The organism is Metallibacterium scheffleri (assembly GCF_002077135.1).
Taxonomy (GTDB): Bacteria; Pseudomonadota; Gammaproteobacteria; order Xanthomonadales; family Rhodanobacteraceae; genus Metallibacterium; species Metallibacterium scheffleri.
The window spans coordinates 1,055,908-1,072,618 of record NZ_LDOS01000002.1 but is presented as its reverse complement, the minus strand read 5'-3'; the positions used below and the strand labels follow the sequence as shown (position 1 = coordinate 1,072,618).

The 16,711-nt window shown below is 67.1% G+C and carries 12 protein-coding genes; 11 read left to right on the top strand and 1 reads right to left on the bottom strand.

Annotated features, from left to right (window positions below):
* From carB to zipA, 11 genes are all read left to right on the top strand, one after another.
* Window positions 1–3,228, top strand: a complete 3,228-nt coding sequence (gene carB, locus Mschef_RS10040; protein ID WP_081128062.1) for a carbamoyl-phosphate synthase large subunit — start codon at window positions 1–3, stop codon at window positions 3,226–3,228.
* Entirely contained in the window at window positions 3,225–3,701 is a 477-nt protein-coding gene (greA, locus tag Mschef_RS10035; protein WP_081128061.1) for a transcription elongation factor GreA, read from the top strand. The genes carB and greA overlap by 4 nt, the downstream gene beginning before the upstream one ends.
* On the top strand, window positions 3,698–5,587 hold the full coding sequence (locus tag Mschef_RS10030; RefSeq protein WP_081128059.1) for an ABC-F family ATP-binding cassette domain-containing protein: 1,890 nt from the start codon (window positions 3,698–3,700) through the stop codon (window positions 5,585–5,587). The genes greA and Mschef_RS10030 overlap by 4 nt, the downstream gene beginning before the upstream one ends.
* Before the next feature lie 44 nt (window positions 5,588–5,631).
* Complete coding sequence (locus tag Mschef_RS10025; protein ID WP_081128058.1) at window positions 5,632–6,537, top strand: hypothetical protein; 906 nt, start codon at window positions 5,632–5,634, stop codon at window positions 6,535–6,537.
* On the top strand, window positions 6,525–8,240 hold the full coding sequence (recJ, locus tag Mschef_RS10020; RefSeq protein ID WP_081128056.1) for a single-stranded-DNA-specific exonuclease RecJ: 1,716 nt from the start codon (window positions 6,525–6,527) through the stop codon (window positions 8,238–8,240). Before Mschef_RS10025 ends, recJ begins: the two co-directional genes overlap by 13 nt.
* Window positions 8,241–8,357: 117 nt before the next feature.
* Window positions 8,358–9,483 (top strand): peptide chain release factor 2 gene (gene prfB, locus Mschef_RS10015; RefSeq protein WP_136256503.1). Its coding sequence is split into 2 segments (ribosomal slippage): window positions 8,358–8,432 and window positions 8,434–9,483, totalling 1,125 coding nucleotides; the frame shifts between segments, so codons are not numbered across the junction.
* A gap of 35 nt (window positions 9,484–9,518) precedes the next feature.
* On the top strand, window positions 9,519–11,051 hold the full coding sequence (gene lysS, locus Mschef_RS10010; RefSeq protein WP_081129952.1) for a lysine--tRNA ligase: 1,533 nt from the start codon (window positions 9,519–9,521) through the stop codon (window positions 11,049–11,051).
* Between the two features lie 65 nt (window positions 11,052–11,116).
* Complete coding sequence (locus Mschef_RS10005; RefSeq protein WP_081128055.1) at window positions 11,117–11,416, top strand: YciI family protein; 300 nt, start codon at window positions 11,117–11,119, stop codon at window positions 11,414–11,416.
* Window positions 11,413–11,703, top strand: coding sequence for a BolA family protein (locus Mschef_RS10000; protein ID WP_081128053.1), 291 nt, complete (start codon window positions 11,413–11,415; stop codon window positions 11,701–11,703). Before Mschef_RS10005 ends, Mschef_RS10000 begins: the two co-directional genes overlap by 4 nt.
* A 394-nt stretch (window positions 11,704–12,097) precedes the next feature.
* On the top strand, window positions 12,098–15,601 hold the full coding sequence (smc, locus tag Mschef_RS09995; protein WP_081128051.1) for a chromosome segregation protein SMC: 3,504 nt from the start codon (window positions 12,098–12,100) through the stop codon (window positions 15,599–15,601).
* A gap of 40 nt (window positions 15,602–15,641) precedes the next feature.
* Window positions 15,642–16,421 (top strand): cell division protein ZipA, encoded by a 780-nt coding sequence (gene zipA / locus Mschef_RS09990; protein ID WP_081128050.1) that lies wholly within the window; start codon window positions 15,642–15,644, stop codon window positions 16,419–16,421.
* 7 nt (window positions 16,422–16,428) lie between these two features.
* Here zipA and Mschef_RS09985 read toward each other — a convergent pair whose 3' ends face one another.
* Complete coding sequence (locus Mschef_RS09985) at window positions 16,429–16,695, bottom strand: hypothetical protein (RefSeq protein WP_136256502.1); 267 nt, start codon at window positions 16,693–16,695, stop codon at window positions 16,429–16,431.
* Between the last annotated feature and the right edge of the window lie 16 nt (window positions 16,696–16,711).

Below are 16,711 nucleotides of genomic sequence, written 5' to 3'. Positions count from 1 at the left end.
ATGCCCAAACGCACCGACCTCAAAACCATCCTGCTGATCGGCGCCGGTCCGATCGTGATCGGTCAGGCCTGCGAGTTCGATTACTCCGGCGCGCAGGCATGCAAGGCGCTGCGCGAGGAGGGCTACCGCGTGGTGCTGGTCAACTCCAACCCGGCGACGATCATGACCGACCCGGACATGGCCGACGCGGTGTACATCGAGCCGCTCACTTGGCAGTCACTGGAACGCATCATCGCCAAGGAAAAGCCCGACGCGCTGCTGCCGACCATGGGCGGGCAGACCGCGTTGAACTGCGCGCTGGATCTGGCCGATCACGGCGTGCTCGAACAATACGGCGTCGAGATGATCGGCGCCTCGCGCGAGGCGATCCGCATGGCCGAGGACCGCGAGCTGTTCCGCGTGGCCATGCAGGAGATCGGCCTGGCCTGCCCCAAGGCCGCGGTGGCGCGCAGCTTCGAGCAGGCGCTGGAGGTGCAGACGCTGGTGGGCTACCCGACCATCATCCGTCCCAGTTTCACACTTGGCGGCAGCGGCGGCGGCATCGCCTACAACCGCGAGGAGTTCGAGGACATCGCCAGGCGCGGCCTGGAACTCTCGCCGGTGCACGAAGTGCTGGTCGAGGAATCGGTGCTGGGCTGGAAGGAGTTCGAGATGGAAGTGGTCCGCGACAAGGCGGACAACTGCATCATCGTGTGCTCGATCGAAAACCTCGATCCGATGGGCGTGCATACCGGCGACAGCATCACCGTGGCGCCGGCGCAGACGCTCACCGACAAGGAATTCCAGCGCCTGCGCGACGACAGCATCGCCATCCTGCGCAAGATCGGCGTGGACACCGGCGGCAGCAATGTACAGTTCGGCATCAACGCCGAGGATGGCCGCGTGGTGGTCATCGAGATGAACCCGCGTGTGTCGCGCTCCTCGGCGCTGGCGTCCAAGGCCACCGGGTTCCCGATCGCCAAGGTCGCCGCCAAGCTGGCCGTGGGCTATACGCTGGACGAGCTGCGCAACGAGATCACCGGCGGCAAGACCCCGGCCAGCTTCGAGCCCAGCATCGATTACGTGGTCACCAAGATTCCGCGCTTCGCATTCGAGAAATTCCCGGCCGCCGACGCGCGCCTGACCACGCAGATGAAATCGGTCGGCGAGGTCATGGCGATCGGGCGCAGCATGCACGAGTCGCTGCAAAAAGCGCTGCGCGGGCTGGAGATCGGCAAGAACGGACTGGATCCGACCGAACTTGATCTGTCACTGCCCGACGATCTGGTGCGCCTGAAGCGCGAGTTGCGCGAACCCAGCCCGGAGCGTCTGTTCTATGTGGCCGATGCCTTCCGCGCCGGTCTGGTGCTGCAGGAAATCCACACGCTGACGCACATCGATCCGTGGTTTCTGGCGGTGATCGAGGATCTGGTGCTGGAAGAAGCGCGCGTGCGCGAGGGTGGCCTGAAGGCTCTGGACGCCGTGCGCCTGCGTGCGCTCAAGCGTCTGGGCTTCGCCGATGCGCGCCTGGCCGCGCTGGTTGGCACCGACGAGGCAGCGCTGCGCCACTTGCGCCATGCACTGGGCGTGCGTCCGGTGTACAAGCGCGTGGATTCGTGCGCGTCCGAGTTCGCCACCAGCACCGCCTACATGTACTCGACTTACGAGGACGAGTGCGAGGCCGCACCCACGGATCGCAGAAAGATCATGGTGCTCGGTGGCGGCCCCAACCGCATCGGCCAAGGCATCGAGTTCGACTACTGCTGCGTACACGCCGCGCTGGCGCTGCGCGAGGACGGCTTCGAGACCATCATGGTCAACTGCAACCCGGAGACCGTGTCAACCGATTACGACACCTCCGATCGCCTGTACTTCGAGCCACTGACGCTGGAAGACGTGCTGGAGATCGTCGAGCTGGAAAAGCCTGTCGGCGTGATCGTGCAGTACGGCGGACAGACCCCGCTGAAACTGGCACAGGCGCTGGAAGCCAACGGTGCGCCGGTGATCGGCACCAGTCCCGATTCGATCGATCTGGCCGAGGACCGCGAGCGTTTCCAGAAGCTGGTCAGCGAACTGGGCCTGCTGCAGCCGCGCAACCGCACCGCGCGCAACGCCGACGAAGCGCTGGTGCTGGCGCGCGAGATCGGTTATCCGCTGGTGGTGCGGCCCAGCTACGTGCTCGGCGGGCGCGCCATGGAGGTCGTGTATTCCGATGCGGATCTGACGCGCTACATCCGCGACGCGGTGCGCGTGTCCGAACGCTCGCCGGTGCTGCTTGACCGCTTTCTGGACAACGCCATCGAGGTCGATGTCGACGTCGTCGCCGATGCCGATGGCAACGTGCTGGTCGGCGGCATCATGGAGCACATCGAGGAAGCCGGCGTGCATTCCGGCGACTCGTCCTGCTCGCTGCCGCCGTATTCGCTGTCGCCCGCCGTGCAGGCGCAGTTGCGCACGCAGGTGATGCAACTGGCGCGCGCACTCAAGGTCAACGGCCTGATGAACACCCAGTTCGCGGTGCAGGGCGAAACCATCTACATCCTCGAGGTGAATCCGCGCGCCTCGCGCACGGTGCCGTTCGTGTCCAAGGCCAGCGGCGTGGCACTGGCCAAGATCGCCGCGCGCTGCATGGCCGGACGCTCGCTGGTGGAGCAGGGCGCCACGCGCGAAGTGGTGCCGGATTACTACTCGGTGAAGGAGGCGATTTTCCCCTTCGCCAAGTTCCAGAACGTCGATCCGATCCTCGGCCCGGAGATGCGTTCCACCGGCGAAGTGATGGGCGTGGGGCGCAGCTTCGGCGCGGCCTTCGCACGCGCGCACGAGGCCGCCGGGATCAAGGCGCCGCCGCTGGGCAGGGCGTTCCTGTCGGTGCGCGATGCCGACAAGGAACGCCTGCTGCCGGTGGCGCTGGACCTGCTGCGACGCGGCTATGGCTTGGTCGCGACCAGCGGCACGGCTGCATTCCTCAGCAGCCACGGTGTAGTCTGCGCGCGCATCAACAAGGTGCTCGAAGGCCGGCCGCACATCGTCGATCTGATCAAGAACGGTGAGATCGTATTCATCGTCAATACCACCGAGGGCAAGCAGGCCATCGCCGACTCGTTCTCGATCCGTCGCGAGGCGCTGCAATTGCGCGTCACGTATTCCACCACCATCGCAGGCGCGCGCGCCCTTCTGCACTCGCTGGACTTCCGTGGCCAGGGCGAGGTGCTGAGTCTGCAGGAACTGCATCAGGAGCTGCACGCATGAAGCGCGCCCCCATGACCCGAAAAGGCTCCGAGCGCCTGCGCGCCGAGCTGGAACGCCTGAAAACCGTCGAGCGCCCGCGCGTGATCCACGCCATCGCCGAGGCGCGCGCGCACGGCGACCTCAAGGAAAACGCTGAATATCACGCCGCGCGCGAGCAACAGGGCTTCATCGAGGGCCGCATCAACGAGCTGGAAGCCGCGCTGTCCTTCGCCGAGATCATCGACGTGGCGCGCCTCAACGCCGCGCCGCGAATCGTCTTCGGGGCCTGCGTGCAACTCGAGGACGCGGACAGCGGCGTGACCATCACCTACCAGATCGTCGGCGACCTCGAAGCCGACATCAAGGCCGGATTGATCTCGGTCAGCAGCCCGTTCGCACGCAGCCTGATCGGCAAAAGCGTCGGCGACAGCGTGGATTTCAACGCCCCTGCCGGGCCGCGTTGCTTCGATATCGTCGGCGTGCGCTACGAGTGATTTCCTTTCGTGGTGTCGCATTGCGCCGCGGCGGCAGACTGCTGCTGTCCGGCCTTGATCTGAACGTGCACGCCGGCTGGCGTGTCGGTGTGATCGGCCGCAACGGCAGCGGCAAGTCGAGCCTGTTCGCCGCGCTCAAGGGTGAGCTGGAGCCGGATGCCGGCAGCCTCGACATGCCCGCCGACCTGCGCATGGCGGCGGTCGATCAGGAAACCCCGTCGCTACCGGAAACCGCGCTGGACTTCGTGCTTGGCGGCGATGCCGAGCTGCACGCCGCGCATCGCGCTGCCACGCTGGCCACACAAGCGGACGATCACGAGGCCGCCGCGCAGGCGCATCTGCGCATCGAGGCACTGCACGGTTACGATGCCGAAGCGCGCGCCGCGCGCCTGCTGTACGGACTCGGTTTCGCGCCGGAGACGCACCAGCACGCGGTGGCGCGTTTCTCCGGTGGCTGGCGCGCGCGCCTGAACCTGGCGCGCGCGCTGATGACGCCATCCGACCTGCTGTTGCTGGACGAGCCCACCAACCATCTCGATCTGGATGCCGTGCTGTGGCTGGAAACCTGGCTGCTGCGCTATCCGGGCACGCTGCTGCTGATCTCGCACGATCGTGAGTTTCTGGACGCGGTGTGCACGCAGATCCTGCATATCGAGGCCGGCGTCGCGCGCGCCTATGTCGGCAACTACAGCGCCTTCGAGCGTCAACGCAGCGAACAGCTCAAGCAGCAGCAGGCGATGCGCGCACGCGAACAGACCGAACGCGCGCATTTGCAATCCTTCATCGATCGCTTCAAGGCCCAGGCCACCAAGGCCAAACAGGCGCAGTCGCGCATGAAACGCCTGGAAAAACTGGGCGATACCGTGGTGCTGCGTCCAGCGGAGGCATTCCGCTTCAGTTTTCCGGCACCCGAGCGCCAGCCCGAATCGCTGCTGGCGCTGGACGACGCCGCGATCGGCTATCCCGGTCACGAGATCCTGGAAAACGTGCGCTGCAACGTGCAGGCCGGCGACCGCATCGGCTTGCTCGGTCGCAACGGCGCCGGCAAGTCCACCCTGGTCAAGGCACTGGTTGGCGAACTGGCGCTGCAAGGCGGCACGCGCCAGGCGCACAAGGATATGGTCATCGGCTACTTCGCCCAGCACACGGTGGAAAGCTTGCGCGCCGGGCACAGCGCCTATGCGCATTTGTCCGAGCTGGCACCGCGCGCCGCACCGCAGGTGCTGCGCGACTGGCTGGGGCAGTGGCAATTCGCCGGCGAGCGTGCGTTCGAACCGGTCGAGGCCTTCTCCGGCGGCGAGCGTGCGCGCCTGGCGCTGGCATTGATCGCGTGGCGCAAGCCCAACCTGTTGGTGCTGGACGAGCCCACCAACCACCTCGATCTGGACATGCGCGAGGCGCTGGCCGAGGCGCTCAACGATTATCCAGGCGCGCTGCTGCTGGTGGCGCACGACCGCCACTTGCTGGGCCTGGTGTGCGAGCGCTTCTGGCGCGTGCACGACGGCGAGGTGCAGGTCTTCGATGGCGACCTGGACGACTACGCCGCGCTGCAATCCACCTCGACGCGCAGTGCACGTAGCGGTACCGGCAAGGCGGCCGGGGCCGAGATCAACGCACGCGAACGGCGTCGTCAGGCAGCCCAGCAACGCGAGCGCGAGAAGCCCCTGCGCCAACGGTTGCAGAAGGTCGAAAGCCGCTTGCAGACGCTGGCCGACGCACTGGCCGCGCAGGCGCAGCAGTTGGCCGATCCGCAACTTTACGCCAGCGCCGATGCCGAACTGACGCACCTGCTGCAGCAGCAGGCCGGGCTGCACGCCGAACACGCTCGGCTCGAGCAGGAGTGGCTGGACATCTACGCCCGGCTCGATCCCGACACGGCTGCATGAGCGTGGCTGATGTGCGCGCCAAGTGCCGGGTTTAGGCTGCGCACATGAACACGCATACGCTGCTGCTGCCGCCGTTGGCGCGGCTCGCCGATGAGCTGGCGCTGCGGCGCCTGCTGGGGCGTGGTGATCGCCTGCCCGCGCAGCCGCCGGGGCTGCTGGCCGCGCTGGGCGAGCTATTCGCGTTGCCCGGTACGGCCTTGCCGGTGGCGGCGCTGCTGCGCGAGGCCGCCGCGCACGACGCCGGCGACAGCGTGTGGCTGTGCGCCGACCCGGCCTGGGTGCAGGCCGAGATGTCCGGTGCGCGACTGCTGGCCTGTGGCACATTGGGCCTGACGCGTGTCGAAGCCGAGGATCTCGCGCGCCCGCTGCGCCCGCTCTTGGGCGATGCGGGCATGCTGCTGGAGATCACCAGCCCGGACCGCTGGCAATTGCGCCTGCCCACGGGCAGCCCGTTGCCGAGGTTCGCGGCACCCGAGGCGGTGCTCGGCGAACAGCTGCTGCCGCATCTGCCGCAAGGCGTCGAAGGCCGCCGCTGGCGCGCCCTGTTCACCGAACTGCAGGTGCTGCTGCATCAGCATTCGCGCAATCGCGTGCGCGCGCAGCAGGGTCTGGCGCCGGTCAATGCGCTGTGGCTGTGGGGCGGTGGCGCTTTGCCGGCACGACCGCGTACCGCGTTGACGCAGGTGCGCTCGATCGATGCGTTGGTGCGCGCGCTGGCGCAGCATGCCGGCATCAGCATCGTCGACGGGTCGCTGCCGGCGCGCGCTAGCGGCGATCGCTGCAGCGATCTTGCCGCGCTTGATCCGCAGTCGGCACGCGCTGCCATCGCGCAGGCTGCGCGCGCGCTGCATCGCGATGAAATCCTGCGCCTGGCCTTCATCGATGGCGCGCGCTGGCGCATCCGTGCAGCGCAGCGCTGGCGTTTCTGGCGGCGTGCATGGCGGCCATGATGCGCCTGCGCCAGCGCGTGCTGGATGCCGCCACACCACTGCCGCAAGCCCTGCACCCGGCGCTGGCGCGCGTGTATGCCGCGCGCGGCGCACTGGATGCCGCCAGCATCACGCCGCGCCTGGCCGCGTTGCTCGCGCCGCAGGATTTTTCCGCCATGCCGGCCGCGACCGCGCTGCTGCTGGATGTGCTGGCGCGCGATGCCCGCATTTTGATCGTCGGCGATTACGATTGCGACGGCGCTACCGGTATCGCGGTCGGCCTGCGCGGACTGCGCCTGCTCGGTGCGCGCCACGTCGATTACGCCGTGCCCAATCGCCTGGTGCATGGCTATGGCCTGAGCCCGGCGCTGGTCGCCACGCTGGCGCAGGCACCCGATCTGCTGATTACCGTGGACAATGGCATCGCCGCGCTGGATGGCGTGGCCGCGGCGCGCGCGCGCGGTTGTCGCGTACTGGTCACCGACCATCATCTGCCCGGCGCGGCGCTGCCCGCGGCCGATGTCATCCTCAATCCGAATCTGCCCGGTGAGCGCTTTGCCAGCCGCGCGCTGGCTGGCGTCGGCGTGATGTTCTACCTGCTGCTGGGTCTGCGTGCCGCGCTGCGTGCGCAAGGGCGCTACCGTGATGTCGCCGAGCCCGATCTGGCGCCGCTGCTGGACCTTGTCGCGCTGGGTACGGTCGCCGATCTGGTGCCGCTGGATGTGAACAACCGCGCGCTGGTGCGCGCCGGGCTGGCACGCATGCGCGATGGTCGCGCCACGCACGGCATCGCGGCGCTATTCGCGGTCAGCGGTCGCGATGCGCGCGTTGCCTCAGCCGCTGATCTGGGCTTCGCGCTGGCGCCGCGCATCAATGCCGCGGGCAGGCTGGACGACATGCGTATCGGCATCGAATGCCTGCTCGCCGATGACGCCGCGCGCGCCGCAGCGCTGGCCGCGCAACTGCATGCCATCAACGCCGAGCGCCGCGAGGTGCAGGCCGGCATGCTTGAGCAGGCGCTGGCGCTGGCCGACGCCGATCACGTTGCCGACGTCTGCGGCGTGTGCCTGTTGCAGCCGGGCTGGCACGAGGGCGTGGTCGGCCTGGTGGCTGCGCGCCTGAAGGAACGATTGCATCGCCCGGTGGTGGCGTTCGCGCCTGCTGCCGGCGCACCCGGCGAACTGCGCGGCTCGGCGCGATCGATTCCCGGCCTGCACATTCGCGATGCGCTGGCCGATGTCGATGCCGCGCACCCTGGTCTGCTGCTGCGCTTCGGCGGACACGCCATGGCGGCGGGCCTCAGCCTGCGCAGCGCCGACTACGCGCGCTTCGCCAGCGCGTTCAATGACGCCGTGCACGCGCGCCTCGCCCCCGGGGCGCTGCAGCCGGTGCTGTGGACCGATGGCGAACTGCAGGCCGATGAGTTCACCCTCGATCTGGCGCGCGCGTTGCGCGACGGTGGTCCGTGGGGGCAAGGTTTCCCCGAGCCGCTGTTCGAGGGTGATTTCGCTTGCCTGCACTGGCGCCCGCTCAGCGGTGGCCACTGGCGTCTACGTCTGCAGGCGCTGCCGCACGGCCCCGAACTCGACGCGGTGTATTTTCAGGCGCCCGGCGAGCGTCCGCCCACCCGCATGCGCGCGGCCTATCGCCTGCAGCTGGACACCTGGCAAGACCGCGAGCGCCTGCAATTGCTGTTGCAGCACGTCGAAGCCGTGCATCTGTAAAAGACGAGGTCGCCCATGTGCCCGCGCGCCGATCCGCACGTGATTCCGGCAGGGTGGCGGCCTGAAGAATTGCGCGGTGCTCTGCTATCCTCGGATGCTTTATACGGCGTGTCGTCCATGATCGAGACCAACCCCATCCACAACCTGATCGCAGACCTGCGTGGGCGCGTTGCCGCGCTCAGGGGGTATCTTTGACTACGCGGGCAAACGCGAGCGTCTGGAAGAGGTCAACCGCGAGCTGGAGTTGCCCACGATCTGGGACGATCCGGCGCACGCGCAGGAGCTGGGCCGCGAACGTGCGCGGCTGGCCCAGGTGGTCGAGGGTCTGGATGCGATCGGAAGCGGGCTGAACGACGCTGCCGAACTGCTCGATCTCGCCATCGCCGATGGCGACGAGGCTTCGATCAAGGCCATCGCCGCAGATGTCGATGTGCTGGCCGGTCGCGTCGGCACGCTGGAGTTCCGGCGCATGTTCGCCGGCAAGATGGACAGCAGCAATGCGTTTGTCGATATCCAGGCCGGTGCCGGCGGCACCGAGGCGCAGGACTGGGCCGAAATGCTGTTGCGCATGTACCTGCGCTGGGCCGAGTCGCGCGGTTGGAAGACCGAACTGCTGGAAGCCAGCGCCGGCGAGGTGGCCGGCATCAAGAGCGCGACCTTCCGCGTCGAGGGCGACTACGCCTACGGCTGGCTGAAAACCGAAACCGGCGTGCACCGACTGGTGCGCAAGAGTCCGTTCGACTCGGACAATCGCCGCCACACCAGCTTCGGCAGCGTGTTCGTCGCGCCCGAGGTGGACGACGATATCGACATCGCGATCAACCCGGCCGACCTGAAGACCGACGTGTATCGATCCTCCGGCGCCGGTGGCCAGCACGTCAACAAGACCGAATCCGCGGTGCGCATTACCCACGTGCCGACCAACACCGTGGTCGCCTGCCAGACCGAGCGCAGCCAGCACGCCAACCGCGACCGCGCGATGAAGATGCTCAAGGCCAAGCTGTACGAGCTGGAACTGCACAAGCGCAATGTCGAGAAGGCCGCGGTCGAGGCCACCAAGTCCGATATCGGCTGGGGCAGCCAGATCCGCAATTACGTGCTCGACCAGTCGCGCATCAAGGACCTGCGCACCGGTATCGAACGCACGGACACGCAAAAAGTGCTGGATGGCGATCTCGACGCGTTCGTCGAGGGCAGCCTGAAGGCTGGCCTTGAAGTCGGCTCCAGGCGCGCGGATGCCTGACTATCCTCGATGCTGCAATGATGGAAAACTTGCCCATGAGCGAAGCCACGCCCCCGGCCACTGACAGCGCGCCGGACGAGAACAAGCTGATCGCCGAACGCCGCGAAAAACTCAAGGCGCTGCGCGCTGCCGGCATCGCCTATCCCAACGATTTCCAGCCGGATGCGTTCGCCGGCGACCTGGTTACGGAGTATGCCGACGCCGAGCGCTGGAGCGCCGAGGCACTGGCCGCCTGCGCGCGCCGCGTGCGCCTGGGTGGGCGCCTGCTGGCCAAGCGCGTGATGGGCAAGGCCAGCTTCGCGCGCGTGCAGGATGGCAGCGGCGCGATCCAGTTGTTTCTGCGTGCCGAGCTGGGCGAGGCCTATGCCGCTTTCAAGGGCTGGGACATCGGCGATATCGTCGGCGTCGAGGGCACGCTCACACGCACCAAAACCGGCGAATTGTCGGTGGCGGTCAGCGCGATCCGGCTGCTGGTCAAGGCGCTGCGCCCGCTGCCGGACAAGTGGCACGGGCTGGCCGATGTGGAGCAGCGTTACCGGCAGCGCTACGTCGATCTGATCGTGACCCCCGAGACGCGCGCCACGTTCCGCTTGCGTTCGCAGGTTATTGGCCACATCCGGCGCTGGCTCGAGGACGCGCCACGGCGCTTCATGGAAGTTGAAACGCCGATGATGCACGTCATTCCCGGCGGCGCCACGGCGCGGCCGTTCATCACCCACCACAATGCGCTGGACCTGCAGCTTTACCTGCGCGTGGCGCCGGAGCTGTATCTCAAGCGCCTGGTGGTCGGCGGTTTCGAGCGCGTGTACGAGATCAACCGCAACTTCCGCAACGAGGGCGTATCCACGCGCCACAACCCCGAGTTCACCATGCTTGAGCTGTACCAGGCCTATGCCACCTATAGCGACATCATGGACTTGACCGAAGCCCTGCTGCGCAGTTGCGCAACCGATGTGCTCGGGCGCTGTGCGCTGAGTTGGGAAGGCCGTGCGGTTGATCTGGACGCGCCGTTCCGGCGCTGGCGCATACAGGACGCGGTGCTCGAGCACAATCCGCAAATCCAGCCCGGTCAGTTGCGCGACCGCGCTGCGCTGGCCGCGCATGCGCAGCGCCTGGGCGTGGTGGTCAAGCCCGACTACGGCTGGGGCAAGCTGTTGCTGGAGATCTTCGAGAAAACCGTCGAAGCCAGCCTGGTGCAGCCGACCTTCATCACCCAGCACCCGGTCGAGGTGTCGCCGCTGGCGCGCGAGAGCGACACCGACAAGGGCGTCACCGACCGCTTCGAGCTGTTCATCGGCGGCAAGGAAATCGCCAATGGCTTTTCCGAGTTGAACGATCCCGAGGATCAGGCGGCGCGCTTTCAGGCCCAGGTGGATGCCAAGGCCGGCGGCGATGACGAGGCCATGCACTACGACGCCGACTACATTCGTGCGCTGGAACACGGCCTGCCGCCCACCGGTGGCCTCGGCATCGGCATCGACCGGTTGGTAATGCTGCTGGCCGACGCGCCCTCGATCCGCGACGTGTTGCTGTTTCCGTACATGCGCCCGGAAGACCGCGACCCGTGACATGCAAGCCTCGCGCACACTCGGCACGCACGTTTCCCACTTCCCGCTCACGAGCGCTCTAGCCCATGTGGTACGCCATCACCGCGATTGACCATCCCGACTCGCTGGCCGCGCGCCAGGCCGCACGCCCGGCGCATCTCGCGCGTCTGCGCGCGCTGCTCGAACAGGGGCGTCTGCTGCTGGCCGGACCGTTCCCGGCGATCGATGCCGAGGATCCCGGGGCGGCCGGATTTAGCGGCAGCTTGATCGTGGCCGAGTTCGCCGATCTTGGCGCCGCGCAGGCCTGGGCCGAGTCGGATCCATACCGTGCCGCGGGCGTCTACCGCAGCATCGAGGCCAAACCCTTCCGCAAGGTGTTGCCGTGACGGCGTCGCGCGTGGCGCTCATCCGCGCGCGCCTGCAGGACGCGTTCGCGCCGCTGCAGCTCGAAGTGATCGACGACAGCGCCCGACACGCTGGTCACGTCGGCGCGCGCGATGGGCGCGGGCATTTTCGCGTGCGCATCGTCAGCACTGCATTCGCCGGCATGGCGCCGCTGGCCAGGCATCGCGCCGTCTATGCCGCACTGGGCACGCTCATGGACAGCGATATCCACGCCCTGCAAATCGAGGCCACATCCGGGACCGACCCGAAATCTGGCGGTGACTTATAAGGGATCGGTTTGCAAAACCGGGCATCCTGCCGCCAGATTCAAAGCGGCTTCATGCAAGCAAACAGGCGCGGCAAAGCCGCACCACCCAGGTCGCGACCAGCACTTGCATGCCCGTCGCGGCGGCACTTTGGCAGCTACGCATCCTGCTTCGCTGCCAAAGCCCTGCCTGCACCATCCATGGTTCCGGCGCGCAGCGGGCGCCGGCCCAGTGCGCCCATATGCTGCAGCGGGTTTGCAAACAGCTCAAAGCTTGAACATTTTTATTCAATGAGTTGCGTAATAAATTGAGTTTAAATTCGAGCCCGTTCGCATTGCGCATCGATGGCGGCATTGGCTACAGTTCATGGCTTGGCCGCAGCGGGGAGCGCGGCGTTCACCGGATTCCTGCACGCGCATGCGCCTGACCTCGATCAAGCTGGCCGGCTTCAAGTCCTTTGTCGACCCGACCACGTTGTCACTGCCGACCAATATCACCTGCGTGGTCGGTCCCAACGGCAGCGGCAAATCCAACATCATCGACGCGGTGCGCTGGGTGCTGGGCGAGAGCGCGGCCAGCCGTCTGCGCAGCGAGAACATCACCGATGTGATCTTCGCCGGATCCAGCGCGCGCAAACCGGCCGGGCAGGCCAGTGTCGAGCTGGTGTTCGACAACTCCGAAGGCACGCTCGGTGGCGAGTGGGCCAACTTCGCCGAGATCTCGGTGCGGCGTCTGGTCAGCCACGACGGCCAGTCGAACTACTACATCAATGGCACGCGCTGCCGACGTCGCGATATCACCGACCTGTTCCTCGGCACCGGCCTCGGCGCGCGCAGCTACGCGATCATCGAGCAGGGCGTGATCTCCGACATCGTCGAGTCCGAGCCCGAGCACCTGCGCGTGCATCTGGAGGAAGCCGCTGGCATCTCCAAGTACAAGGAGCGGCGCAAGGAGACCGAGAGTCGCATCAAGGCCACGCGTGAAAATCTGGATCGCATCCGCGATGTGCGCGATGAGGTCGACAAGCAACTGGATCACCTCAACCGCCAGGCCCGCGCGGCCGAGCGCTGGCAAGCACTGAAAACCGAACAGACACGGCGCGAGGCCGAATTGCGCGCACTCGAATACCGCGCACTGAGCGCCGAACTGGCACAACAACAGCAGGCGCTGCGTGACCGCGAGCTGGCGATCGAGCGCGAACAGGCGGCGCTGGCCGCGATCGAAAACCGCCTCGAGCACGCGCGTACTGCACATGCCGAAGCCGGCACGCGATTCAATGCGGCACAAGCCGAAACCTACAAGATCGGCGCGGAAGTCGCGCGCGTCGAGCAACAATTGCGGCACAACCGCGAGTTGGGCGAGCGCCTGCAGCGCGAGCAGGCCGAGGTGCTCGTGCAAATGCAGCAGATCGAACGCCAGCTCGAAGACGACCAGGCCCGCCAGCACGAGCAGCGCCGCGCGCAGAATGAGGCGCTACCGCAGATGGATGACCTGCGCGCTGAAGAACAGCGTCATGAGCAGGCGCTGCAGCAGGCCGAGGCGCAACTGGCCATATGGCAGCAGGATTGGGATGCGCACAGCGGTGAATCCGCCGATGTGGCGCGCGCGGCCGAGGTCGAGCGCACGCACCTGAGTCACCTCGATCGCGAGAGCATGGAACTGGCGCGCCGCCGAGAAACCCTGGAACGCGAACGCGGTGGTACCGACCTCGCCGCGCTGGCCGCCGAGATTGGCGTGCTGAATCAACAGCACGATGCGCAACAGCAACAGGTCGAACGCCTCAACGCCGCACTGGAACAGCACAAGGCGGAATTGGCTCGGGCGCAGACGCACGAACGCGAGCAGCAGGCGGCACAGGACCACGCGCGGCAGAACGTGCAGACGCTGCGCGGGCGGCTGGCATCGCTTGAAGCCCTGCAGCACGCCGCGCTGGGTGAGGACGATGCGCGACTGCGCGGCTGGCTGCAGCGTCTCGGCTTGCAGCAGGCCACGCGTCTGGGCGCGCAGCTCAAGGTGGATGCGGGCTGGGAGCGTGCGGTGGAAACCGTGCTCGCCGGTTGGCTCGACGCCGTGCTCACCGTGCAGCCGCTGGAAGCTGCTGGCGCCCTGAGCGCAGATGACGATTTTGATCTGACCCTGCTCGGGCTCGATCAGGCGAGCGCACCCAGGGTTGCAGGCACATTGGCCATGCATGCCCAGGGACCAGCGGCGGCACTGGCCCTGCTGGCACGCGTGCATACCGCCGCGGATCTGGCCAGCGCGCGCGCGCTGGCGGTGAATCTTGCGCCAGGGCAAAGCGTCATCACCGCCGGCGGCGAATGGCTGGGTCGCGATTTCCTGCGCGTGCTGCGCGGTGGTGACAAGCAGGTCGGCGTACTGGCGCGTGCGCGCGAAATTGCGTCCGTGCAGACCATGCTGGCCACGGCCGAGGCCGCCGTACAGGCAGCCAGCGTTGCCGTGGAGGCAGCCACCACCGCGCGCGCCGAGCACGAACGCCTGCGCGAGGACACACAGCGCGAGCTGTACCAGGCGCACCGGCACCTGTCGGAATTGGCCGGTCAACGTCAAAGCCAGGCAGGCAAGCTGGAACTGGCGCGCAATCGCCTGACCCGGCTGGATGAGGAGCTTGGCGGCGTTGCGCAACGCCTGACTGCGCTGGAATTCGAAACACGCAGCGCACGCGCCAGGCTGGAGGCTGCGCTGACGCGCATGGGCGCTGATGAAACCCGGCGCCATGGGCTGGATGCCGCGCGGCGCAACCTGCTGGAAGCGCGCGAAGAGGCGCGCCTGAATCTGCGCGAGGCCAGCGAGCGGCAGCGGCAGCTGGCGCTGGGCCTGGAGGCGCGGCGCAGCGCGCTGATCGCGCTGGAACAGGCGATCGCGCGCACGCAGGCGCAGCATGCGCAAGTGCGTGCACGCAGCGAGGCACTGGCCGAACTACTCGCCACTGGCGCCGCGCCGCTGGTCGAACTCGATGCCGAACGCGCGGTGTATCTCGAGCAACGCCTGCTGGCCGATCGCGCACTGGTCGAAGCGCGCGGCGCACTGGAAGCAGCCGAGACCGGCCAGCGCACGCTGGAAGGCGAGCGCCAGCACGCCGAACAACGTCTGCTGCGGCAGCGCGAGCAGGGCACCGAGCAGCGCCTCGCGGAACAGGCGCAGCGCCTGCGCGCCGCGCAGATCGCCGAGGCCATCGGCGCCAGCGGCCTCGCGCTGGATGAAGTGCTGGCCAGCCTTGCCGAGGACATCGAGATCGACAGTTTCCGCACCGCGCTGCTGGACCTGGAGCAGAAAATACGCCGCCTCGAACCGGTCAACCTTGCCGCGATCCAGGAACACGCCGAACAGGCCGAGCGCAAGACTTATCTGGATGCGCAGCTGGCTGATCTGACCGAGGCGCTGGAGACGCTGGAAACCGCGATCCGCAAGATCGACCGCGAGACCAGGCAGATGTTTCGCGACACCTTCGACAAGGTCAACACCGGTTTGCAGGAGCTTTTCCCGCGCTTGTTCGGTGGTGGCACGGCCTATCTCGAGCTCACCGGCGATGATTTGCTCGATGCCGGCGTGGCGATCATGGCGCGGCCACCTGGCAAGCGCATCAGCAATATCTCGCAGCTCTCCGGTGGCGAAAAGGCGCTGATTGCAGTGGCGCTCGTGTTCGCGATTTTTCGCCTCAATCCGGCGCCGTTCTGCATCCTCGACGAGGTCGATGCGCCACTGGACGAGGCCAACGTCGGCCGCTTCACCGAACTGGTCAAGGAGATGAGCGAGCGCGTGCAATTCATGTACGTGACGCACAACAAGACCAGCATGGAATCCGCGCAACATCTGTGCGGCGTGGCCATGCGCGAACCTGGCGTATCGCGGCTGGTGCAAGTGGATCTCGAAGAAGCCGCTAAACTCGCCGGCGTTGCCTGACCCCCTCCGCGCTGATCGGCGCGGAACCCCGGAGAACACGATGCATTGGGACCCCGCGATCGGACTGCCGTTGCTGATTTTGAGCTTCGTTGCGCTGCTGGCGATCTATATCATCGGCCGCAAGCGCCCACCGGCCGCCACGCGCAACGAGACCGAACGCGCCGAGAGCGTGCGCATCGAACCGCGCTTCGGCGACGCGGCGCTGGATGCGGACCCTGCCGCGGCGCGCGTGAAGGTCCCCGCCGAGACAGGCAAGTCTGGCGTCAGGCCCATGACCCCGCAGGCACCGCTGGCGCATGCGGCCGCGGCGGCACCGATCACGCCTGCGTCCGCTACGCCCGCCAAGAGCGCCGGGAAACGCCAGGAGGCGAACATCGAGCGCATCATCAGTTTGTTCGTCACCGCGCGCGAAGGGCGGGTATTTCGCGGTGTCGATCTGGTGGTGGCCGCCGAAAAAGTAGGTCTTGAATTCGGCGACATGAACATCTTTCACCGTCTCGATGAGCGCAGCGCGGCGCTGGGTCCGGTGTTCAGCGTGGCCAACATGGTCAAGCCCGGCAGTTTCGATCTGGCGCACATCGATGCGTTGGCGACGCCCGGCCTCGGTTTTTTCATGACGCTGCCCGGTCCGCTCAACGCGCTGGATGCTTGGGATGCCATGTTGCCCGCCGCGCAGCGCATGGCCGAATTGCTCGATGGCGTGCTGCTCGATTCCGAGCGCAATGGCCTGGGTCGTCAAGGCATCCAGCATATCCGCGATGATCTGCGCAATTGGGATCGCCGCCACGAGGGCGAGGAAATCGGCTTGCGCGGGCGCTGAGTTGCGCTCAAAACCGGCGCTGTCCATCCGGCTCGCGCGACACGATCGGCACCGCGACCAGGCGCAGCATGAAGTGAGCGACGAATGCGATCGTCATGCCGATCAACAGCCACAAGCCGTCGCGGATCGGCACGAGTGGCAGCAGTATCAGAATGGCCAGTATCGGCAGCATGGCCAACCCATGGCCCCACCACGGCACGCCGATGCGACAACCACAGCGGCGGCACTCACGCGCCTGCCACGGTGAGGTGAGTGCCTTGACCACGGCCGGCATGGCACGCTGCGCGCAG